Below are 23,272 nucleotides of genomic sequence, written 5' to 3'. Positions count from 1 at the left end.
CGCCGTGAGGTCGGGGAAGGGGAGAATGTTGCAAAAATATTAGCTTATTTTGGCGCCAATATTACCGAGGGTTTGCCCGGAGATAGCGGTCCGGAAAGACGCGGGCGCGACTCGCGGCGGCGCGGCGTGGCGCATCAAATTCCTGGCGCTGGCGTCCCGCATCAAGGAACAGGCCCCCGCGCCGTAGGCGTCGGGGGCCTGTGGGGCCGCGCGGATTGGGGGCGAGGGTTACTGCTGTTGCTGCTGCGGTGTCTGCCGATTGGCTACCGCGCCTTCGGTAGCCGGCTGCGTCAGCGCCTGCGGTGCCCGCACCGGCGAACCCATCGCCTGGAACAGCGCCGCCGTCTCGGTCAGGCGGGCATTGGCGTATTCCACTTCCCGCACCCGCGCCGCGACGTAGTGCTGTTCGCTGGCGTACGCGGTGTAGGGCGCCAGCGCGCCCAGGCGCACGCGGTTGGCGGTGTTGCGGTGCGACTGCTCTGCGGCCCGGCGCGACGCCTCGGCCGAGGCCAGCGCCTGACCGTCCGCCTCCAGTTGCGCCAGGGTGTCGGCCACGTCGCGGAAGGCGGTCAGCACGGTCTGCTTGTATTGCAGCACCGCCGCCTCATAGCGCTCCTTGGCGGCGCTGCGTTCGGCCAGCAGCGCGCCGCCGTGGAAGATCGGCTGCGTCAGCGACGCGCCGATTGCCCAGATCGACCCCGCGCCCGACAGCGCCGTGGGCCAGCTGAAGCCGCCCTTGCCCATCGATGCCGACAGCGACAGGCTGGGGAACAACTGCGCCGTGGCCACGCCGACGTCGGCTGCCGCCGCGCGCAGCACGGCCTCGGCGACGTGGATGTCGGGCCGCGCCGCCAGCAGTTCGGACGGCACCAGCACCGGCACCTCCTCGGGCACGGCGATCATGGCGAAGGCCAGGTCGGGCGGCGCCTGGTCGGGGCTGCGGCCCATCAGCACCGCCAGCGCGTGGCGCGTGGCCTGCCATTGCGCGCGCAGGCCCGGCAGCGAGGCTTCCAGCGTGGCGGCGTCCTGGTCGGCCTGCAGCGCGTCGTTCTGCGAGGCCGAGCCCAGTTCGTACCGGCGCTGGGTGTCGCGCGCCACCTGGCGCGCCAGCACCACCTGCTTTTCGGTCAACGCCACCCGCTCGGCCAGCGACGCCGAGGTGATGGCGCCGGTGACGATGTTGCCGGCCAGGGAACGGCGCGCCGATTCGAGCTGATAGGCCTGCTGTTCCACCTGGGCCGCGCGCGACACGTTCTCGAAGCGCGCCGCGCCGAACAGGTCGAGGTCGTACTTGGCCTGGACCTGGCCGGTGAAGACGTTGTAGAGCGCCGTGGGTTGCGGCAGGTTCGGCATGGTTAGCGCGCGCTTGCGCGAAACGTCGGCGCCGGCATCCACCGAGGGCAGCAGCGACGAATTGACCTGTCCGCGCAACTGCTCGCGCGCGCCGGCCAGATTGCGCTCGGCCGCGGCCAGGTCGGGGCTGTTGGCCAGGCCTTCCTCCACCATGGCGTTGAGCGCGTCCGAACCAAAGCGTTTCCACCATTCAGGCACCGGACGGCCTTCGCGCGCATAACGCTGCGCCACGCCCTGTGCCGGCGCGCCGGCGGCGGGCAGCGCTTCGACGCCGTATTGCGCCGGCTGCGCCATCGCCGGCGGCTTGCTATCGGGGGCGAAGGCGCAGGCGCCCAGCGCCAGCAACAGCGGCAGGGTGGCCAGGCGCCAGGCCGGGGTCGGGATACGGAGGGACATCGTCAGGCTCCTCGTTCTACGTTGTCGCCGGCGTGGGCGCCGGGCGGCACGCCTTCGGGCTCTTCGCGCTCGTCGTGGCGCACGCGGAACCAGGCCGCGTACAGCGCGGGCAGGAAGAACAGCGTCAGCACCGTGGCGCTGGTGATGCCGCCCATCAGCGCGGTGGCCATGGGACCGAAGAAGTTGCTGCGCAGCAGCGGGATCAGCGCCAGCACCGCGGCCGCGGCCGTCAGGGTGATGGGGCGGAAGCGCCGCACCGTGGCGCCGACGATGGCGTCGACACGTTTGTGCCCGGCGCTGATGTCCTGTTCGATCTGGTCGACCAGGATCACCGAGTTGCGCATGATGATGCCGAACATCGCGATCACGCCCAGCATGGCGACGAAACCGAACGGCTTGCCGAACAGCAGCAGCGCGGCCACCACGCCGATCAGGCCGAGCGGCGCCGTCAGCACCACCATCAGCACGCGGGCAAAGCTCTGCAACTGCACCATCAGCAGCGTCAGCACCGCCACGACCATGATGGGCATCTGCGCGTTGATGGACGACTGGCCCTTGGCGCTTTCCTCGACCGGGCCGCCGACCTCGATGCGATAGCCCACCGGCAGTTCGGCGCGCAGCGCGTCCAGCTTGCGGTCGATGGCATGGGTGACGTCGATGCCCTGGGCGCCGGCCGTGACGTCGGCCTGCACGGTGATGGTGGGCTGGCGGTCGCGTTCCCAGATCACGCCGTATTCCAAACCGTAGCGCACCTGGCCCAGGCTGCCCAGCGGCACCGGGCCGTTGGGCGTGGGCATGGCGAGCGTGGCCAGGCGGCCCGGGTCGATGCGCTCGCTGTCGGGCGCGCGCAGGCTGACGTTGATCAGCTTGTCGCGCTCGCGGTATTGCGTCACGGTGTAGCCCGACAGCGTCATCGCCAGGAAGCTGGAGATGTCGTTGGAGCTTACGCCGACTTCGCGCGCCTTCTGCTGGTCGATGTCGAAGCGCACCGAGCGCTCGGACGGTTCGTCCCAGTCGAACTGCACGTTGACAGAGCGGCTGTCGGCGCGCACTTCGGCGGCCACCTTCTCGGCCACCTGGCGCACCTCGGGGATCTTGTCGCCGCTGACGCGGAACTGCACCTGGAAGCCCACCGGCGGGCCATTCTCCAGCCGCGACAGGCGGCTGCGGATCGCCGGGAACTGGTCGCGCAGCACCGGCTCCAGCCAGTGCGCCAGCTTCTCGCGGTCTTCCACCGAATTGGCGGTGATGACGATCTGGGCGAAGTTGGGCGTGGCCAGCTGCTGGTCCAGCGGCAGGTAGAAGCGCGGCGCGCCGGTGCCGACGAAGCTTACCGAATGGGCGATCTCGGGCCGGCCGTCCAGTGTCTTTTCAAGCCGCTCGACCTGGCGCAGCGTGGCCGCGAACGAGGCGCCTTCCTGCAGCCGCACGTCGACCAGCAGTTCGGTGCGGTCCGAGCTGGGGAAGAATTGCTGCGGCACCAGGCCGAAGCCAGCCATCGACAGGATGAACACCAGCACCGTTGCCAGCAGCACGCGCCAGCGCCGGTCCACGCACCACGCCACCCAGCCGCGCAGGCGCTGGTAGAAGCGGGTGTTGTAGATGTCGTGCTCGTGGTCGTCGGGCAGGTGCGCCTCGCGCTTGCGCTCGGGCAGCATGCGGTAGCCCAGCAGCGGGATCAGCACCACCGCGGCGAACCAAGAGGTGATCAGGGCGATCGCCGACACCTGGAAGATCGAGCGGGTGTATTCGCCGGTGCTGGACTTGGCCAGCGCGATCGGCAGGAAGCCGGCCACCGTCACCAGCGTGCCGGTCAGCATCGGGAAAGCGGTGCTGGTGTAGGCGAAGGCGGCGGCGCGCGCGCGACTCCAGCCCTGTTCCAGCTTCACCGCCATCATCTCGACCGCGATGATGGCGTCGTCCACCAGCAGGCCCAGCGCCAGCACCAGCGTGCCCAGCGAGACCTTGTGCAGGCCGATGCCGAACATGTCCATGAACAGCGCGGTCACCGCCAGCACCACCGGGATAGAGATCACCACCACCATGCCGGTGCGCAGCCCCAGCGAAACCAGGCTCACGATCAGCACGATGGCCACGGCCTCGGCCACCGAGCGCAGGAATTCGTCCACCGAGAACGACACCGCCTTGGGCATGCTCGACACCTCGGTCAGCGTCAGGCCGGCGGGCAGGCGCGCCTTGAGCTCGCCGAACTTGGCCTCCAGGGCCTTGCCCAGGTGCACCACGTCCTGGCCCGGCTGCATGGTGATGCCGATGCCCAGCACCGGCTCGCCCCGCGTGCGCATCTGCTCGGCCGGGGGATCGTCGTAGCCGCGGTGGATGGTGGCGATATCGCCCAGCCGGATCGACTTGCCGTTGACGCGGATCAGCGTCTCGGCCAGTGCCCGGGTGTCCTGGAACTGGCCGCTGGGACGCACGAACACGCGATCGTCGGCCGTGGTCAGGGTGCCGGCGCTGGCCACCGCGTTCTGGCTGTTGATGGCCTCGGCGATCTGCTGCGGCGACACGCCCAGGCGCGTCAGCTGCGTGTTGCTGATCTCGATGTAGACGTGCTCGGGCTGTTCGCCGAAGTAGTCGACCTTGGCCACGCCCGGCACGCGCAGCAGCACCGTGCGCAGATTGTCGGCGTAGTCGCGCAACTGCGCCGGCGAGAAGCCGTCGCCGGCCAGGGTGTAGATGTTGGTGTAGACGTCGCCGAACTCGTCATTGAAGAACGGCCCCTGCACGCCTTGCGGCAAGGTCGCGCCGATGTCGCCGACTTTCTTGCGCACCTGGTACCACTCGTTGGCCACCTCGCTGGCCGGCGCCGAGTCCTTCATGGTGAAGAAGATCAGCGATTCGCCGGGGCGCGAGTAGCTGCGCAGGAAGTCGGTGGACGGCGTTTCCTGCAGCTTCTTGGCGATGCGGTCGGTGACCTGCTCCTGCACCTGTTGCGAGGTGGCGCCGGGCCACAGGGTCTTGATGACCATTACGCGGAACGTGAAGGGCGGGTCTTCCGACTGCGCCAGGCGCGAATACGACAGCACGCCGAACAGCGTCACCAGCGTGATCAGGAAGATCACCAGCGGCTGGTGCCGCAGGGCCCAGGCCGACAGGTTGAACTTGCCTTCCTCGTGGCGGTGCGCGGCGTTCTGATTCTCGGGAACCGGCGCGCTCATGATGCGAAGTCCTCGGGGTGCAGCGGCGGCACCGCGCGGACCTTTTCGCCGGCCGACACGGCGTGCACGCCTTGCCACACCACGCGCTCGCCGGCCTGCACGCCCTGCGACAGGGTGACGCTGCGCGCGTCGTAGCGCAGCACCTGCACGCGGCGCAGCTCCAGCGTGTCTTCCTGCGGCTTGACGATCCAGACGGCGGGCTCGGTGCCGTCATGGAACAGCGCCGTCGCCGGCACCGTGTAGGTAGTGGCGCCGTTGGCCTGGCGGTTGTCGAAGCTGATGTTGGCGGTCATGCCCAGCCGCACCTCGGGCGAGGGCGACTCCAGCGTCAGCTTGGCGCGATAGGTGCGGCTCTGCGGATCGGCCGCCGGCGCGATCTCGCGCAGCACGGCGCTGAAGGTCTGGCCGGGCAGGGGCGCCAGCGTGACGGTGGCGCGCTGGCCGATGGCCAGGCCCGCCAACACGCTTTCGGGCACGTCGCACAGCGCGTCGACGTCGCCCGACCAGGCCAGGTTGTAGACCGCTTGGCCGGCCGCCACGTTCTGCCCGGTGTCGGCCTGTTCAGCGGTGATGACGCCGGCATGGTCGGCCACCAGGGTGGTGTAGTTGAGCTGATCCGCCGACAGGGCGGCCTGTTGCGCCGCCTGGTCGCGTTGCGCCAGCGCCGAGGCGTAGGCGTTGCGGGTCTGCTCGAGCTGGTTGGCGGCGATCAGGTTTTCGCGGGCCTGGGCGCGGTCGCGGTCCAGCTGCTGCTTGGCGTAGTCGAGCTGGTGCTGCGCGGCCGACAGCTGGGCGCGGGCGGCGGCGGCGTTCTTGGTGGCGTCGGCAGGGTCGAGCCGGGCGACCACCTGGCCGGGCTTGACCGTCTCGCCCAGGCGCACCTTGCGTTCAATGATCTTGCCACCCACCCGGAACGACAACGGCGTGCTGTAGCGGGCCTGCACTTCGCCGGGCAGGGTCCAGGCCGGCAGCGCCGCGTCGGCCTTGGCCGGCATGGCCACCACCGGGCGCGGCGCGGGCGCCTCGGCCTCCTTGCTGCCGCAGCCGGCCAGCGCCAGCGTCAGCGCCAGGGCCAGCGCCGGCCAGGGGCGGCGCAGGGGAGAGCGGGAAAGCGCCGCGACATGGGCGGCGGGATTGCGCGCGACGACGGGCGCGCAAGAACCTGGAGAATTCACGAAACACCTCGCGACGCGGGCAGGAGGGGGAACAGGACGCGGGGCGGCCAGCCGTTACAGGCCGGCGCGGCGCCTTGGCAATCCGATACGGGATGGATTCTAATGCGGCTATGTATTCAAATACAAGAGTGAATCTGAAATCGTTCCAGATGATAGAATCTGCGCATGTCAAAAGTCCGCCTTACCCGAGAGCAAAGCCGTGACCAGACGCGCCAGCGCCTGCTCGATGCCGCGCAATCGATCTTCCTGACCAAGGGTTTCGTCGCCGCCAGCGTCGAGGACATCGCCGAACTGGCCGGCTATACCCGCGGCGCTTTCTATTCCAATTTCGCCAGCAAGTCCGAACTGTTCCTGCAGCTGCTCAAGCGCGACCACGAAAACGTCATGGGCGACATGCGCGCCATCTTCGAGGCCGGGGAAACCCGCCAGCAGATGGAGGACAGCGTGCTGCACTACTACAGCAACCATTTCCGCGACAACGAGTGCTTCCTGTTGTGGATGGAAGCCAAGCTGCAGGCGGCGCGCGACCCGGAGTTCCGCATCGGCTTCATCGCCTGCATGGGCGAACTGCGCGACGCCACCACCGAGTACATCCGCCAGTTTTCCGAGCGCGTCGGCACGCCGCTGCCGCTGCCCGCGCGCGAACTGGCTATCGGCCTCTTGGCGCTGTCCGACGGCATGCAGTTCAGCTTCGCCTTCGATCCGCAGAACGTCAGCGCCGAGACGACCGAATCGGTGCTGGCGGGATTCTTCCGCCGCGTGGTGTTCGGCGAGCGCGACAGCGGCTAGCGCGGCCGCCCGCGAGCGCCACACTGCCGGGCAATCGGGCCATGGCCGCGGCGACCGCGGTATCGCGGGCATTGTCACGGTGCTCGTTCGCGTGATAGTAATTACAACGGCGCGCCGGCTGGACTGAGGGGGCCAGCGCCGCAGCCTCAGGCATCCCTCGGGCGAAAGGAGCGGCAGCATGTCTTCAGAAACCCGACCATCCACCATCAACCGCCCGGTCTTCTACACAGCGGCGGTATTCACGCTGCTGCTGGTGGGCTTTGCCATCATGGCGCCCAGGACCGCGCAGAACCTGTTCGAATCGATCCAGGCCTGGATCCTGGGCAACGCCAGTTGGTTCTACATCCTGGTGGTCGCCATTATCCTGCTTTCGGTGGCGTTCCTGGCCATCAGCCGCTATGGCGACATCAAGCTGGGGCCCGACCACAGCGAGCCCGACTATCGCAACTTCACCTGGTTCGCCATGCTGTTCTCGGCCGGCATGGGCATCGGCCTGATGTTCTTCGGCGTGGCCGAGCCGGTCATGCACTTCATGTCGCCGCCGGTGGGCGAGGGCGCCACCGCGGCCGCCGCGCGCGAATCCATGAAGATCACCTTCTTCCACTGGGGCCTGCACGCCTGGGCCATCTACGCCGTGGTGGCGCTGACGCTGGCGTTCTTCAGCTTCCGCCACGGCCTGCCGCTGACCCTGCGGTCGGCGTTGTATCCGCTGATCGGCAACCGCATCCACGGCCCCATCGGCCATGCCGTCGACATCTTCGCCATCATCGGCACGGTGCTGGGCGTGGCCACCTCGCTGGGGCTGGGCGTGGCGCAGATGAACAGCGGCCTGAACCACCTGTTCGGCATCCCGGTCGGCGTGATGCCGCAGATCGTCCTGATCGTCATCACCTGCGGGCTGGCCACGCTGTCGGTGGCCAGCGGCCTGGACAAGGGCATCCGCATCCTGTCCGAAGCCAACATGGTGCTGGCGGTGATCCTGCTGTTGTTCGTGCTGGTGGCCGGCCCCACCGTGTTCCTGCTGCAGACCTTCGTGCAGAACACCGGCGCCTACCTGTCGGACATCGTCAACAAGACCTTCAACCTGTATGCGTATGAGCCGACCGACTGGATCGGCGGCTGGACCCTGTTCTACTGGGGCTGGTGGATCGCCTGGTCGCCGTTCGTGGGGCTGTTCATCGCCCGCATCTCGCGCGGCCGCACCATCCGCGAATTCGTCAGCGGCGTGCTGCTGGTGCCGGCCGGGTTCACGCTGTTCTGGATGACGGTGTTCGGCGACACCGCCATCCACTTCATCCTCGTCGACGGCATCAAGGGTTTCGCCGACACCGTCAAGGACGACAACTCCCTGGCGCTGTTCGCATTCTTCGAGCTGCTGCCCTGGAGCGGGGTGATATCGATCTTCGCGATCGCAATGGTGGCGGTGTTCTTCGTCACCTCGGCCGACTCCGGCGCGCTGGTGGTGGACCTGCTGGCCTCGGGCGGCGCCGACCGCACGCCGGTGTGGCAGCGCATCTTCTGGTCGCTATCGATGGGCGCGGTGGCCATCGCGCTGCTGCTGGCCGACGGCCTGACGGCGCTGCAGACGGCCACCATCGCCAGCGCGCTGCCGTTCTCGGTCATCCTGCTGCTGTCGCTGTGGGGGCTGTTCAAGGCGCTCAAGCTCGACGCCACCAAGCGCGGCATCCGCTACCAGTCGTTGACACTGTCGCGCCCGGCGCGCGGCGGCCAGTCCTGGGAGCGGCGGCTGCGCAACATGGTCATGATGCCGCGTCGCGCCCACGTGCTGCGCTTCATCGCGGACGTGGTGACGCCGGCGCTGGAGGACGTGGCCGACGAACTGCGCAAGCAGGGCTACGCGGTCGCGGTCAAGGAAGGCGACGTCGAGGGCGGCGCGGTGCTGGAAGTGAACCACGGCGAGCACCTGGACTTCTTCTATTCGGTGCAGCCGCAGGCCTTTGTGCGGCCCAGCCTGACGCCCGAGGAGGCCGCCGACGAGGAGGAACGCAAGTACTTCCGCGCCGAGGTCCACCTGCGCGAGGGCGGACAGGACTACGACATCATGGGCTGGAGCCGCGACGCCGTCATCGGCGACATCCTCGACCAGTACGAGCGCCATCGCCACTACCTGCACATGGTTCGTACCTAGAAGCCATCTCCGCGCCGGCCCGCGCCCGGCGCCCGTCCTTTTCCCGCAGACCGCCGGCCGTTGCCGGCGGTTTTTTTGCGCCTTTTTTCGCCGATAGGATTCCTCAATCCTCAACATTACTTTAGGTTTTTTGACTTCGTCTGATTTTTCAGGGATTATCCAAGTCATTCCTTTGATAAATAGTGAGAGAATCATGAAGGCGAAATCTGGCGCATGGACGGCAGGGGTGCTGGTCCTGGCGGTGGCCGCGGGCGGCGGGCTGTATTGGAAATTCGGCGGGGCGCAGCACAAGGGCGGCTGGGCCATGGCGCCGGCCAAGGTCGCGGTGGCCCCGGTGCTGCAGGCGGATTTCCCGGTGGCGCTGTCCGGCATCGCCTCGCTCGAGGCGACGCGCCAGGTGCTGGTGCCGGCCGAAGTCGACGGCCGGGTGGCGCAGATCCTGTTCACCCCCGGTGAGCGGGTGCGCGCCGGCCAACTGCTGGTGCAATTGAACGACGCGCCCGAGCAGGGCGAACTGGCGCGCCTGCAAGCCCAGGCCAGGAATGCCCGGGCGTTGCTGGAGCGCACCCGCCGCCTGGTGCCGCAGCAGGCCGCCACCCGCGAACAGCTGGACCAGGCCCAGGCGGACTACGACCAGGCCGCCGGCGAGATCAAGCGGATCCAGGCCCTGATCGAACAAAAGCGCGTCAAGGCCCCGTTCGACGGCGTGCTCGGCGTGCGCCGGGTCCACCTGGGCCAGTTCGCGCGCGCCGGCGATCCGCTGGTGTCGCTGACCGACGCGGCCAGCGTCTACGCCAACATCACCTTGCCGGAACAGGCGCTGGGCGCGCTGCGCATGGGCCAGCCGGTCAGCATCACCGTGGATGCCCATGCCGGACGGGTATTCGAAGGCACCGTCACCACGATCGAGCCTCAGGTGGATCCCGGCTCGCGCACGGTCCGGGTGCAGGCCACGCTGGCCAATGCCGACGGCGCGCTGGCGGCCGGCATGTTCGCCCACGGACAGGTGATGCTGCCGGCGCGGCCCGGCGTGCTCACCGTGCCGGAAACCGCCATCAGCTACAGCGCCTATGGCGACTCGGTCTATGTGGTGACGCCGCCCAAGGCGGGCGACACGTCGGCTCCGCCGACAGTGACCCAGGCCTACGTGCAGACCGCCGAGCGCGTGCGCGGGCGGGTGGTGGTGACCAAGGGCGTGAAACCCGGGGACCGGGTGGTGACCTCGGGCCAGTTGCGCCTGCACAACGGCGCGCCCGTGGAAATCAGCGCCCAGGACACCGTGGCGCTGGACGCCGCGCCGCAATCCGTGGCGCAAGCCCGTTGAGCCCGCGGAGCCGATCATGAAGTTCACCGATCTGTTCGTGCGCCGGCCGGTGCTGGCGCTGGTGGTCAGCACGCTGTTGCTGCTGATGGGGCTGCGCGCCCTGAGCGGCCTGCCGATCCGCCAGTACCCGCTGACCGAAAGCACCACCATCACCATCACCACGCAGTACCCGGGCGCCTCGCCCGACCTGATGCAGGGCTTCGTCACCCAGCCCATCGCGCAATCGGTCGCCACCGTCGAAGGCATCGACTACCTGTCGTCGTCCTCGACCCAGGGCCGCAGCGTGATCACGGTGCGCATGAAGCTCAACGCCGATTCCAACAAGGCCATGACCGAGGTCATGGCCAAGGTCAACGAAGTCAAATACCGCCTGCCGCAGGACGCCTACGACCCGGTGCTGGTCAAGTCCGCCGGCGAGGCGACGGCCGTGGCCTACGTGGGGTTTTCCAGCTCGACCATGTCGCTGCCGGCGCTGACCGACTACCTGTCGCGCGTGGTGCAGCCGCAACTGTCGTCGATCGACGGCGTGGCCAGCGTGGAACTGTACGGCGGCCAGAAGCTGGCGATGCGGGTCTGGCTCGATCCCGACCGGATGGCCGCGCGCGGCATCTCGGCCGGCGAACTGGCCGAGGCCCTGCGCCAGAACAACGTGCAGGCGGCGCCCGGCCAGGCCAAGGGCCTGTACGTGGTGTCCAACATCAAGGTCAACACCGACCTGGTCAACGTGGCCGAATTCCGCGACATGGTGGTCAAGCGCGAGGGCGACGCCATCGTGCGCCTGGGCGACGTGGCGACCGTGGAGCTGGGCGCGGCCTCGACCGATTCCAGCGGCCTGATGGACGGCGAGCCGGCCGTGTACTTCGGCCTGAACGCCACGCCGGTCGGCAACCCGCTGGTGATCGTCAAGCGCCTGAACGAACTGCTGCCCAACATCAAGCAGAACCTGCCGCCGGGCACCAGCGTGCAGGTGCCGTTCGAGCTGGCGCGCTTCATCAGCGCCTCGATCGACGGCGTGGTGCACACGCTGATGGAAGCCATCGTCATCGTGGTGGCGGTGATCTTCCTGTGCCTGGGCTCGCTGCGCGCGGTGCTGATCCCGGTGGTCACCATCCCGCTGTCGATGCTGGGGGGCGCGGCCATCATGGCGCTGTTCGGCTTCAGCGTGAACCTGCTGACGCTGCTGGCCATGGTGCTGGCCATCGGCCTGGTGGTGGACGACGCCATCGTGGTGGTCGAGAACGTGCACCGCCATATCGAAGAAGGCAAGTCGCCAGTGCGCGCGGCGCTGATCGGCGCGCGCGAGGTGGCCGGCCCGGTCATCGCCATGACCATCACGCTGGCGGCGGTGTACGCGCCGATCGGCCTGATGGGCGGCCTGACCGGTTCGCTGTTCAAGGAATTCGCCTTCACGCTGGCGGGGGCGGTGGTGGTGTCGGGCGTGATCGCGCTGACGCTGTCGCCGGTGATGAGCTCGTTCCTGCTCAATAGCCACGTATCCGAGGGCTGGATGGCGCGCCGTGCCGAACACTTCTTCAATCGCCTGGGCCAGGCCTACGGCCGGCTGCTGGACGTGTCGCTGCACCACCGCTGGGTCACCGGCCTGGTGGCGGTGGCGGTGATGGCCAGCCTGCCGTTCCTGTACAACGCCGCCCAGCGCGAATTGGCGCCGGTCGAGGACCAGTCCACCGTGCTCACCGCGATCAAGTCGCCGCAGCACGCCAACATCGACTACGTCGAGAAGTTCGGCAAGAAGTGGGACGACGTGATGGCGACGCTGCCCGAGCAGAAGGGCCGCTGGCTCATCAATGGCTCGGACGGCGTGTCCAACAGCATCGGCGGCGTCGACTTCGTCGACTGGCAGCAGCGCAAGCGCTCGGCCGACCAGATCCAGGCCGACATGCAGTCTATGGTCAACCAGATCGAGGGCAGCAATATCTTCGCCTTCCAGTTGCCGCCGCTGCCGGGTTCGACCGGCGGCCTGCCGGTGCAGATGGTCATCATGAGCGCGGCAGACTATCCGGTGGTGTACGAGGCCATGGAAAACCTGAAGCAGGCGGCCCGCGCCAGCGGCCTGTTCATGGTGGTCGACAGCGACCTGGACTACAACAACCCGGTGGTGCAATTGAAGGTGGATCGCGCCAAGGCCAACAGCCTGGGCGTCACCATGAAGGCGGTGGGCGACACGCTGGCGGTGCTGGTGGGCGAGAACTACGTCAACCGTTTCGGCATGGACGGCCGCTCGTACGACGTGATCCCGCAAAGCCTGCGCGAGCAGCGCATCTCGCCCGAATCGCTGGCGCGGTACTACGTCAAGAGCGCCAGCGGCGCGCAGGTGCCGCTGTCGAACATCGTCTCGGTGTCGATGGGCGTGGAGCCCAACAAGCTGACCCAGTTCAACCAGCTCAACGCCGCCACCTTCCAGGCCATCCCGATGCCCGGCGTGACCATGGGCGACGCGGTGCAGTTCCTGACGCGCCAGGCGCAGGAACTGCCGGCCGGCTTCAGCTACGACTGGCAGTCGGATGCGCGCCAGTTCAGCCAGGAGGGCTCGGCGCTGATGATCACCTTCATCTTCGCCATCATCGTCATCTACCTGGTGCTGGCGGCGCAGTACGAAAGCCTGCGCGATCCGTTCATCATCCTGGTGAGCGTGCCGCTGTCGATCTGCGGGGCGCTGATCCCGCTCGCGCTGGGCATGGCGACCATCAACATCTACACGCAGATCGGGCTGGTGACATTGATCGGCCTGATCAGCAAGCACGGCATCCTGATGGTGGAATTCGCCAACGAGATGCAGGTCAGCCACGGCCTGGACCGGCGCAGCGCCATGGAGCACGCCGCCCGCATCCGCCTGCGCCCGATCCTGATGACCACCGCCGCCATGGTGGTGGGCCTGATCCCGTTGCTGTTCGCCAGCGGTGCCGGCGCCCACAGCCGCTACAGCCTGGGGCTGGTGATCGTGGTCGGCATGCTGGTCGGCACGCTCTTCACGCTGTTCGTGCTGCCCACCGTCTACACCGTGCTGGCGCGCGACCACCGCGCCGCCAACGACACGCCCCGCGCCCGTGAATTGGCCCGGGCGCAGGCCGAGGACGGACTGCCGGCGGCAACGTCGCGCCCGGCCGAATCGCATTGAGGAACCGATCATGAAACATCCCGACCTGTCCATACGCCTGCGTCGCGGCACCCTGGCGCTGCTGGCCGCGCTGGCCACCGCCGGCTGCGCCGTCGGTCCCGACTACCAGAAACCCCAGGCCGCGTCGGTGGCGCTGGCCAGTCCCGAGCAGGCGCTGTTCTCCACCGACCGGGTGCAGCAGGATTGGTGGAAGCAGCTGCAGGACCCGCAACTGGACCGCCTGATCACCCTGGCGCTGCAACGCAATCACGACATCCGCATTGCCCAGGCCCGCCTGGCCGAATCGCGCGCGGTGCTGGACGAAAAGGAACTCGACCAGTTCCCCACGGTGACGCTCGGCGGCCGCTTCGAGCGCAGCCTGTCGCAAGCCAACCCCGGCGTGACGGGCGAGCGCAATCTCGCCAAGAGCTACCGCGCGGGCTTTGACGCCACCTGGGAGATCGACCTGTTCGGCCGCCTGCGGCGCGCGGCCGAGGGCGCCGCGGCGCGCAGCGAGGCCCAGTCCGCCGACCTGGCGCAGGCCCGCATCGTGGTGGCGGCCGAAGTGGCGCGCAACTACTTCGAATTGCGCGGCGCGGAGCAACGCCTGGCGGTGGCGCGCGCCAATCTTGAGAGCCAGCGCGACAGCCTGCGCGTGATCCAGGCCATGGTGTCGGCCGGCCGCGGCGACGAGGGCGACCTGGCCAGCGCCCGCGCCGAACTGGAAACGGTGCAGGCCAGCGTGCCGTTGCAGGAAACCGCCCGGCGCCTGGCGCTGTACCGGCTGGCGGTGCTGGCCGGCCTGCGTCCGGCGGAACTGGGCGAACTGGACGCGGCCACGCCGCAAGCGCCGCTGGCGGCGCGCCTGCCCATCGGCGACGTCGGCGCCTTGCTGGCGCGCCGCCCCGACGTGCTGGCGGCCGAGCGCAACATGGCGGCCGCCAACGCCGACGTGGGCGTGGCCACCGCCGAGCTGTACCCACGCATCGACCTGGGCGGTTTCCTTGGTTTCGTGGCCCTGCGCGGCGCCGATTTCGGCAGCGCGTCCAGCCGCGCCTTCAGCGTGGCGCCCGGCGTGAACTGGCCGGCTTTCCACCTGCCGACGGCGCTGGCCCGCAAGCGCGCCGCCCAGGCCCGTTCGCAGGGCGAAGTGGCGCGTTACGAACAGACCGTGCTGCAGGCGGTCGAGGAATTGGAGGGGGCGCTGACGCAGTACGGCCAGACCCAGCAGCGGCTTGGCAACCTGGCGCAGGCGGCTGCCCATAGCGGCCGCGCCGCGGAACTGGCGCGCCTGCGCTATCGCGAAGGCAGCGCGCCGTACCTGACGGTGCTGGACGCGCAGCGCACGCAGCTGCGGGCGCAGGACGCGGTGGCGGTGGCCGAAACGGCTTCCTATACCAGCCTGGTCGCCCTCTACAAGGCGCTGGGCGGCGGCTGGGAGGCGCAATCCGTGGCACCATAGGGGCTTGGCGCCTTTCCGATCTTCCATGTCCGACGACAACCTGTCCCACCCCCTCTCCTGGCAGCCGCACCAGCCTGCGGACCGCGTGCTCATGACGCTCAAGACACGCGGCCCGCAGTCGGTCGCGGTCATCGCGAAGGCGCTCGACGTCACGGCGGAAGCGGTGCGCCAGCAGATGGCGCGCCTGCACGCGGACGGCCTGGTGGATTCGGAAAGCCGCAGCGCCGGGCGCGGCCGGCCAACGCAGATCTGGTTCCTGACCGACGCCGGCCACCGCCGTTTTCCCGACACGCACGCCGACATGACGGTGCAGATGATCAACGCCGTGCGCCAGGTGTTCGGCGACGAGGGCGTCGACAAGCTGATCTCGGTGCGCGAGGCCGCCATGCTAGCCAATTACCGCCAGGCGCTGCAAGGCGCGCGCGACCTGGCGCAGCGCGTCGACAGCCTGATGCGGGTGCGGTCGGCGGAAGGCTACATGGCCGAAACCCGCCGGGATGGCGATGATTTCCTGTTCATCGAAAACCACTGTCCCATCTGCGCCGCCGCCCAGGCCTGTATGGGCTTTTGCCGCAGCGAACTGGAATTGTTCCGCCAGGTGCTGGGCGAGGACGTGCGCGTCGAGCGTGAAGAGCACATCCTGCTGGGCGCGCGCCGCTGCGCCTACCGCATCAGCCCGCGCCCCTGACGGCAGGCATCACGAGGCCGGCGCCTTGCCGTCGTCCCAGCCGCCCAGCGCCTTGTAAAGGTCCACCGCATTGACCAGCCGGCGCTGCTGCAGCCGGATGTATTCCTGTTCCGATTCGAACAGGCTGCGCTGGGCCTCCAGCATCTCCAGGTAGTTCGCCACGCCGCGCGTGTAGCGTCTCTCGGCCAGCCGCTGGCGTTCGCGGTCGGCGTCGCGCACCTTGCGCTGGGCCTCGATCTGGTCGCGCAGCGCGTCGCGCGCCGACAGGGCGTCGGCCACGTCGCGGAACGCCGCCTGGATGCTGCCCTCGTACTGCGCCACGGCGATGTGCTTGCGGGTCTCGGCCAGCGACAGGTTGGCGCGGTTGCGGCCGGCGTTGAAAATCGGCAGCGTCAGGCGCGGCGCGAAGCTCCAGCCGCCGGTGCCGCCGCTGAACAGGTCCGAGAAGCGGTCGGCGGTGGTGCCGATGTCCGTGGTCAGCTGCACCGAGGGGAAGAACGCCGCGCGCGCCGCGCCGATATCGGCGTTGGCTGCCAGCAGCGCCTGTTCCGCCTGGCGCAGGTCGGGACGGCGCGTCAGCAGCTCGGACGGCAGGCCCGCCGCCAGCGGCGTCAGGCTCTGGCTTTCCAGCGGCGCCGGATCGACGCCGAGCGGCAGCGCGAAATCGCCCGCCAGCAGGCCCAGCGCGTGCCGCGCCAGGCTGGCTTCGCGGGTCAGCTCGGCGCGCGTGGCGCGCGAGCTTTCCACCAGCATCTGCGCGGTGCGCAGGCCGATGGCGGTTTCCAGCCCGGCGTCGTAGCGGCGCTGGGTCAGCTTGAGCGAGGCCTCGCGCAGCGCCAGCGTGCTGTCGGTCAGGCGCAGTTGTTCGGCCAGCGAGCGCTGGTTGAAGTAGGCCGTGGCCGTTTCCGCCACCAGCGCCAGCGTCGCGGCGCGATGCGCTTCTTCACTCGCAAGGTAGCGCGCCAGCGCGGCGTCCGACAGGCTCCGCACCCGGCCGAAGAAATCCAGCTCGAAGGCGGTGATGCCGACGGCCGCGCGATAACGGCTGGACACCGCGGTGCCGGACTGGCCCGGCTCGGTAAAGCGGCCGCGGCTGAATTCGCCGCTGGCGTCGATGGCCGGCAGGCGTTCGGACTGCTGCACGCCATACAACGCGCGCGCCTCTTCGATGCGCAGCGCCGCGACCCGCAGGTCGCGGTTGTTGGCCAGCGCGGCCGTGATCCAGGCCTGTAGCGCGGGGTCATTGAAATAGGCGCGCCAGTCCTGCGGCGCGGCGGCCTGGCCGGCCTGCGCCGGCGTGTCGTACTGCGCCGGCACGGGCGCCGCGGGGCGCTCATAGGTCGGCGCCAGCGAGCAGCCGGACAGCGCCAGCGCCAGCAGGGTCATTGCCACGGGCTTCATGGCGTCGTCTCCAGCGGTTCGCGGCCCGTGGGGCGCGCGGGACGGGCGCGCATGCCGACCATGCGCCCCACGATAAGAAAGAACAGCGGCACCAGGAACACCGCCAGCACGGTCGCGGTGATGATCCCGCCCAGCACGCCGGTGCCGATGGCGGCCTGCGCGCCCGAGGCGGCGCCGCTGGCCAGCGCCAGCGGCAGCACGCCCACGCCGAAGGCCAGCGAGGTCATCACGATCGGCCGCAGCCGCAGCCGCGCCGCTTCCAGCGTGGCGGACAGGATGCCCTGGCCATCGCGCACCAGGTCCTTGGCCACTTCCACGATCAGGATCGCGTTCTTGGCCGACAGGCCGATGGTGGCGATCAGGCCGACCTTGAAGTAGATGTCGTTGGGCATGCCGCGCACGGTCACCCCCAGCAGCGCGCCGATCACGCCCAGCGGCACCACCAGGATCACCGCCAGCGGAATCGACCAGCTTTCGTACAGGGCCGCCAGCGCCAGGAACACGATCAGCACCGACAGCGCGAACAGCACCGGCGCCTGATTGCCGGACAGCCGCTCTTCGTACGACTGGCCCGACCAATCGAAGCCGATGCCGCGCGGCAGCTCGGCCGCCAGCGTTTCCATGGCGCGCATGGCCTCGCCGCTGCTGTGGCCCGGCGCGGCCGAGCCGTTGATCGTGAACGACGGGAAGCCGTTGTAGCGGTTCAACTGCGGCGGCCCCATCGACCACTTCAGCGTGGCGAACGCCGATAGCGGCACCATCTGGCCCTGCAGGTTGCGCACGTGCAGGCGCGAGATGTCGTCCACGTCCACGCGGCGCTTGCCGTCGGCCTGCACGGTCACGCGCCGCACCTGGCCGTTGAGCATGAAGTCGCCGATGTAGTCCGAGCCATACATCACCGCCAGCGCGGTGTTGATCTCGTCGATCGGCACCCCCATGGCCTGCGCCTTGTCGCGGTCGATGCGCAACTGCAGCTGCGGCGCCTCTTCCTGGCCGGCGAACACCACGTCCGTCAGCGCCGGATGCTCGGCCGCCGCCGCCAGCAGTTTCTGCCGCGCCTGCGTCAAGGCCTCGTAGCCCAGGCCGCCGCGGTCCTGCAGCCGGAAGTCGAAACCCGAGGTCGAGCCCAGGTCCGGCAGCGGCGGCGAGTTGAGCGCGAACACCATCAGGTTCTTGCGGTCGGCAAAGGCCTCGTTGATGCGCTTGACCACCGCATCGACGTGCAGCGAGGCATCGCGCCGCTCCTTCCAGTCCTTGAGCGTGACGAAGAACATGGCCGAGTTCGGGCCGCTGCCGTACTGGCTGAAGCCGTTGACCGAATACACGTACTGCACCGGCTCGTGCTCCATCATGTAGCGCTCGACGTCCTTGACCACGGCCATGGTCTCGGCCTGCGGCGAACCCTGCGGCAGGATCACCATGGCCATGAAGCTGCCCTGGTCCTCGTCGGGCAGGAACGACGACGGCAGCCGCGCGAACAGCAGCGCCGCCACGCCGATCACCAGCGCGTAGGCCAGCCCGAAGCGCACCGGCCGCGCCAGCACGCCGGCCACGCGCGCCGTATAGCGCGTGGTCAGGCGCGCGAAGGCGCGATTGAACCAGCCGAAGAAGCCGCGCTTCTCGTGGTGGCCGGCCGGGATCGGTTTCAACAGGCTGGCGCACAGCGCCGGCGTCAGCGACAGCGCCAGGAAGGCCGAGAAGGCGATCGACACCGCCAGCGTCACGGCGAACTGGCGATAGATGTTGCCGACCGCGCCGTCGAAGAACGCCATCGGCACGAACACCGACACCAGCACCACCGTGATGCCGACGATGGCGCCGCTGATCTGGCCCATGGCCTTGACCGTGGCGTCATGCGGCGACAGGCCTTCCTCGGCCATGATGCGCTCGACGTTCTCGACCACCACGATGGCGTCGTCCACCAGGATGCCGATGGCCAGCACCATGCCGAACATCGTCAGCACGTTGATCGAATAGCCCAGCCCCAGCATCACCCCCAGGGTGCCCAGCAGCGCCACCGGCACCACCAGCGTCGGGATCAGCGTGGCGCGCAGGTTCTGCATGAACAGGTACATCACGCAGAACACCAGGGCCACCGCCTCCAGCAGCGTCATCAGCACCTTCTGGATCGAGATCTCGACGAAGGTGGAGGTCTCGTACGGGATGTCCCAGCTCACGCCCGGCGGGAAGTACTGCGCCAGTTCGTGCATGGTTTCGCGGATGCGGCGGGTGGTCTCGACCGCGTTCGAGCCCGGCGCCAGCTTGATGCCCAGGCCGGTGCCCGTCATGCCGTTGACGCGCGACAGGTACATGTAGTCGGTGCCGCCCAGTTCCACCCGCGCCACGTCCTTCAGGCGCAGCGTGGCGCCGTCCGGTTGCGCCCGCAGCGGAATGTTGGCGAATTGTTCCGGCGTGTGCAGCGATTCCCCCGCCACGATGCTGGCGTTCAGCGGCGCGTCCTGCGGCACGGCCTGGTTGCCCAGTTCGCCGATGGTGACGCGCGCGTTGTGGCTGCGCAGGGCCGAGACGATGTCGCCCGGCGTCAGCGACAGGGCGGTGAGCTTGGCCGGGTCCGGCCAGATGCGCATGGCCGCTTCCGCGCCGAACGATTGCACCTTGCCCACGCCTTCGACCCGGCGCAGCGCCTGCAGCACATTGGATGCGGCCAGTTCGCCCAGCTGCATGTCGTCCAGGCTGCCATCCGACTTCAGCGACACCACCAGCTGGATGTTGTCGGCGGCCTTCTCCACGCGCACGCCGTCGCGCCGCACGGATTCCGGCAGGCGCGGTTCGACTGCTTTCAGGCGGTTCTGCACTTCCACCGCCGCGATGTCGGGGTTGGTGCCCTGCTTGAAGGTCAGGTTGATGCTGGCCCAGCCGGTCGAGTCGCTGCTGGACGAGGTGTACATCAGCCCCGGGGCGCCATTCATCTCGCGTTCGATGATGGCGGTGACAGCCTCCTCGACCACCTTGGCCGAGGCGCCGGGATAGCTGGCGCCGATGTTGACGACCGGCGGAGCGATGTCCGGATACTGCGCCACCGGCAGCGCGCGGATCGACAACAGGCCGACCAGCGCGATCAGCAGCGAGATCACCCACGCGAAGACGGGGCGATCGATAAAGAAACGCGCCATGGCGGTTTACCTTTTTTCGTTATTTCCCGCGGTCGCCATGGGCGCGCTTGGCGCGGCCCGCTCGACCGGTTTGATTTTCTGGCCGGGGGCCAGCTGCGCGGCGTTTTCCACGACCACACGTTCGCCGCCCTCGAGCCCCTCGGTGATGACCCAGTTCGGCCCCAGCAGGCGGTGCGCGGCCACCGCCACGCTGCGCAGCTCGCCGTCGTCGCCCGCCACCAGCAGGTGCGCGCCGTCGGCATTGCGCAGCAGGGCGTCGCGCGGCACCAGGTAGGTGTCGCGGTTGACGGCCTGTTCCAGCCGCACGCGCACGTACATGCCGGGCAGCAGCACGCGGTCCGGGTTGTCGAACAGCGCGCGCATGGTCACGTTGTCGGTGCCCGGGTCCACCGCCAGGTCGGCGAACGACAGCGTGCCGCCCTGGCCGTATTCGGAGCCGTCGGGCAGCAGCAGGCGCACCCGCATCTTGTCGGGCGCAACGCCCTCCAGCGCGCCGGCGCGGATCTGCTTCTGCAACTGCATGACCTCGGCGGCGGGCTGCGAGAAGTTGACGTAGATCGGGTCGAGCTGCTGCACCACGGTCAGCGGCGTGGCCTGGCCTTCGCCCACCAGCGCGCCCTCGGTGACCAGCGCGCGGCGCGCGCGGCCGTCGATCGGCGAGGTGACGCGGGCGTATTCCAGCCGCAGCCTGGCGCTCTGCAGGTTGGCCTTGGCCAACGCCACTTCGGCGCGCGCCTGGCGTTCCTCGGCCACGCTCTCGGCGTGGTCGCGTTCGCTGATGGCGCGGTCCGACACCAGGTCGGCGTAGCGGCGCAGCTTGTCGGCGGCGGCGGACAGGTTGGCCTGGGCGCGCGCCAGCGCGGCCGCCTCGGAATCGTAGGCCGCCTGCAGCGGCGCCGGATCGATCTGGAACAGCGGGGCGCCGCGCGCCACTTCCTGGCCTTCTTCATACAGGCGGCGGGTGACGATGCCGGCCACGCGGGCGCGCACTTCGGCCTCGCGATAGGGCTCCAGCCGGCCGGGCAGTTCGCTGGCCACCGAGGTGGGCGTGGCCTTGGCCACGATGACGCCGATTTCGGCGGGCGCCTTGGCGGCTTCGGGGGCTTCCTTCTTCGAGCAGGCGGAAACAAGAAGCAGTACGGATACGAGTGCGAGCGTTCTGAGAGGGACTCGGTGCGACATTTTTAGAAGTTATTGTGGGTTGCCCATGGCGGGCGAGGAAGGGAAAGTGCGCGGGTTTTCCCTGTGGGGTCCGCAGTCTATCATTTAATCCGTCATGCTTGATTAATTGTTTTGTTCAAAAGTATGCTGGCGGCTGCATACATCTTTACAGTGCGCAGACGGCGGCCTCCGCAAACGGGGCCGCCGTTTTCACGTCGATCCGTTTTTCCCCGCAACCCGTTCATTTACAAGGAGATCTTTGTATGGCCCGCAAGACGAAAGAAGAATCCCAACGCACCCGCGACCGCATCCTGGACGCCGCCGAGCACGTGTTCCTGTCCAAGGGGGTGGCCAGTACCACCATGAGCGATATCGCCGATTTCGCGGGCGTTTCACGGGGCGCCGTCTACGGCCATTACAAGAACAAGATCGACGTCTGCATCGCCATGTGCGACCGGGCCCTGGGCGAAGCCGTGTCGCTGACCCGGGTCTCGACCGACGGCGAGGCGCTGGAATCGCTGTATGCCTCGATGCGCCAGTACGTGCACATCTACGCCGAGGAAGGCTCGGTGCAGCGCGTGCTTGAAATCCTGTACCTGAAATGCGAGCGCAGCGACGAGAACGCGCCACTCCTGCGCCGGCGCGACCTGTGGGAACGCCACGCCCTGCGCACCTCCGAAAAACTGCTGCGCGCCGCGGTCAGCCGCGAAGACCTGCCGCGCGCGCTGGACGTGCGCCTGTCCAATGTCTACCTGCACTCCCTGATCGAGGGCGTGTTCGGCACTATCTGCTGGTCCGATCGCCTCAAGGGCGATATCTGGCCGCGCGTCGAGCGCATGCTCCGCGCCGCCATCGACACCCTGCGGCTGTCGCCGCAACTGCGGACGCCGCAGGCCGCTTGACCCCCTGGACGCGGCCGACCCGTTAGCCCGCGTCCCGATGCCGCGCCGGCCGCCGCCACGCCAGGCCGTGCCCCTACAATCCGGCCATGACCCTCAAGCAACTCGAAGCCTTCTACTGGGCCGCCACCTGCGCCAGTTTCGCCGTGGCGGCCGAGCGCCTGCACCTGTCGGTGTCGTCACTGTCCAAGCGCATCGCCGAACTCGAGGACGCATTGGGGCGGCCGCTGTTCGACCGCAGCGGCCACAAGGCCGTGCTGACCGACGCCGGCCAGCGGCTGCTGCCGCAGGCGCGCGAACTGCTGGCCGCGGCCGACCAGATTCGCGCCTCCCTGGCGGAAACCCCGGTCCTGCGCGGCCGCTGCCGTTTCGGCGTGGGCGAACTGACCGCGCTCACCTGGCTGCCGCGCCTGATCGGCGTGGTGCGCGCCGCCTATCCCGAACTGGTGCTGGAACCCTACGTGGACATCGGCCAGGTGCTGGAGCAGCGGGTCGCCGACGGCGAACTGGACTTCGCCGTCATCGCCGGGCGTTCCTCGCGGCCCAACATCGCTTCCGCGCCGATCGGCGAAGCCGCGTTCGCCTGGGTCGCCGCGCCCGCCGTGCTCGAGGGCGACACCCGCATGTCGCCGGCATTGCTGGCGCGGTTGCCGCTGGTGACCTTGCCGCCGGGCGCCGGCACCACGCGCATCATCGACGACTGGCTGGCCGGGCGCGACGTGGCCGGCGAGCGCCTGTGCTGCAACAACTGGGGCGCCATTGCCGGCCTGCTGATCGAGGGCACCGGCGTCGGCCTGCTGCCCAGCCACTGGGCGCAGGCCTTGCAGGCGGAAGGCAGCCTGTGCGTGCTGCACTGCGAGCCGGCGCCGGCGGCGCTGCCGTATTCATTCCAGTACCGGCGCGACGACGCCCGGCCGCTGGTCGCCAGATTGCGTGAAGCGGTGCTGGAGGCGGTGGATTTCTCGGCGCCCTGCCGGTTGCCCTGAAGGATCGACGTCGTTCCGTCCGCAAGGCGGTCGTCCGGGACCAGGGGCGGGCGCCTGGCGGCCG

General features: G+C 68.9%; 14 protein-coding genes. 8 read left to right on the top strand and 6 right to left on the bottom strand.

Features of this window, described 5'->3' with window-relative positions:
* Positions 1–228: 228 nt before the first annotated feature.
* From DK459_RS02975 to DK459_RS02965, 3 genes are read right to left on the bottom strand one after another with little or no spacing between them, the layout of a single operon-like run.
* Positions 229–1,749, bottom strand: coding sequence for an efflux transporter outer membrane subunit (locus tag DK459_RS02975; protein ID WP_110134444.1), 1,521 nt, complete (start codon positions 1,747–1,749; stop codon positions 229–231).
* Between the two features lie 2 nt (positions 1,750–1,751).
* Positions 1,752–4,925 (bottom strand): efflux RND transporter permease subunit, encoded by a 3,174-nt coding sequence (locus DK459_RS02970; protein ID WP_006389187.1) that lies wholly within the window; start codon positions 4,923–4,925, stop codon positions 1,752–1,754.
* A complete protein-coding gene (locus DK459_RS02965) occupies positions 4,922–6,100 on the bottom strand; it encodes an efflux RND transporter periplasmic adaptor subunit (RefSeq protein ID WP_370445585.1) in 1,179 nt (392 codons plus the stop codon). The genes DK459_RS02970 and DK459_RS02965 overlap by 4 nt, the downstream gene beginning before the upstream one ends.
* 165 nt (positions 6,101–6,265) lie before the next feature.
* Here DK459_RS02965 and DK459_RS02960 point away from each other — a divergent pair, with 165 nt between their 5' ends.
* The 6 genes from DK459_RS02960 (at position 6,266) to DK459_RS02935 (ending at position 15,627) form a co-directional block, all read left to right on the top strand.
* A complete protein-coding gene (locus DK459_RS02960; RefSeq protein WP_006389189.1) occupies positions 6,266–6,889 on the top strand; it encodes a TetR/AcrR family transcriptional regulator in 624 nt (207 codons plus the stop codon).
* 178 nt (positions 6,890–7,067) lie between these two features.
* The gene (locus tag DK459_RS02955; RefSeq protein WP_006389190.1) at positions 7,068–9,038 is read left to right on the top strand and encodes a choline BCCT transporter BetT; all 1,971 of its coding nucleotides are present in this window, start codon (positions 7,068–7,070) and stop codon (positions 9,036–9,038) included.
* 193 nt (positions 9,039–9,231) lie between these two features.
* Complete coding sequence (locus DK459_RS02950; protein ID WP_049054705.1) at positions 9,232–10,362, top strand: efflux RND transporter periplasmic adaptor subunit; 1,131 nt, start codon at positions 9,232–9,234, stop codon at positions 10,360–10,362.
* 16 nt (positions 10,363–10,378) lie between these two features.
* The gene (locus tag DK459_RS02945; protein WP_054443117.1) at positions 10,379–13,498 is read left to right on the top strand and encodes a MexW/MexI family multidrug efflux RND transporter permease subunit; all 3,120 of its coding nucleotides are present in this window, start codon (positions 10,379–10,381) and stop codon (positions 13,496–13,498) included.
* Positions 13,499–13,508: 10 nt separating this feature from the next.
* On the top strand, positions 13,509–14,939 hold the full coding sequence (locus tag DK459_RS02940; RefSeq protein WP_024068064.1) for an efflux transporter outer membrane subunit: 1,431 nt from the start codon (positions 13,509–13,511) through the stop codon (positions 14,937–14,939).
* Between the two features lie 25 nt (positions 14,940–14,964).
* Complete coding sequence (locus DK459_RS02935; protein ID WP_026382616.1) at positions 14,965–15,627, top strand: metalloregulator ArsR/SmtB family transcription factor; 663 nt, start codon at positions 14,965–14,967, stop codon at positions 15,625–15,627.
* A gap of 9 nt (positions 15,628–15,636) precedes the next feature.
* On the opposite strand, the gene oprZ is transcribed toward DK459_RS02935, so the two are convergent.
* The 3 genes from oprZ to DK459_RS02920 are packed head-to-tail and all read right to left on the bottom strand — an operon-like array spanning position 15,637 to position 21,344.
* Complete coding sequence (oprZ, locus tag DK459_RS02930) at positions 15,637–17,028, bottom strand: multidrug efflux RND transporter outer membrane subunit OprZ (protein WP_054443116.1); 1,392 nt, start codon at positions 17,026–17,028, stop codon at positions 15,637–15,639.
* Positions 17,025–20,162, bottom strand: coding sequence for a multidrug efflux RND transporter permease subunit AxyY (axyY, locus tag DK459_RS02925; protein ID WP_006389197.1), 3,138 nt, complete (start codon positions 20,160–20,162; stop codon positions 17,025–17,027). The genes oprZ and axyY overlap by 4 nt, the downstream gene beginning before the upstream one ends.
* 6 nt (positions 20,163–20,168) lie before the next feature.
* Positions 20,169–21,344 (bottom strand): MexX/AxyX family multidrug efflux RND transporter periplasmic adaptor subunit, encoded by a 1,176-nt coding sequence (locus DK459_RS02920; protein ID WP_038503001.1) that lies wholly within the window; start codon positions 21,342–21,344, stop codon positions 20,169–20,171.
* A gap of 242 nt (positions 21,345–21,586) precedes the next feature.
* Between DK459_RS02920 and axyZ the strand changes: the two genes are divergently transcribed.
* Both axyZ and DK459_RS02910 read left to right on the top strand, forming a co-directional pair.
* A complete protein-coding gene (gene axyZ, locus DK459_RS02915; protein WP_110134443.1) occupies positions 21,587–22,225 on the top strand; it encodes a multidrug efflux transcriptional repressor AxyZ in 639 nt (212 codons plus the stop codon).
* Between the two features lie 86 nt (positions 22,226–22,311).
* Positions 22,312–23,208, top strand: a complete 897-nt coding sequence (locus DK459_RS02910; protein ID WP_006389200.1) for a LysR family transcriptional regulator — start codon at positions 22,312–22,314, stop codon at positions 23,206–23,208.
* The last annotated feature ends 64 nt before the right edge of the window (positions 23,209–23,272 follow it).

The organism is Achromobacter sp. RW408 (assembly GCF_003184165.1).
In the GTDB taxonomy this organism is placed as follows: domain Bacteria; phylum Pseudomonadota; class Gammaproteobacteria; order Burkholderiales; family Burkholderiaceae_B; genus Achromobacter; species Achromobacter xylosoxidans.
Note: the sequence above shows the minus strand (reverse complement) of the source record. Positions and strands in the feature narration are given on the sequence as shown.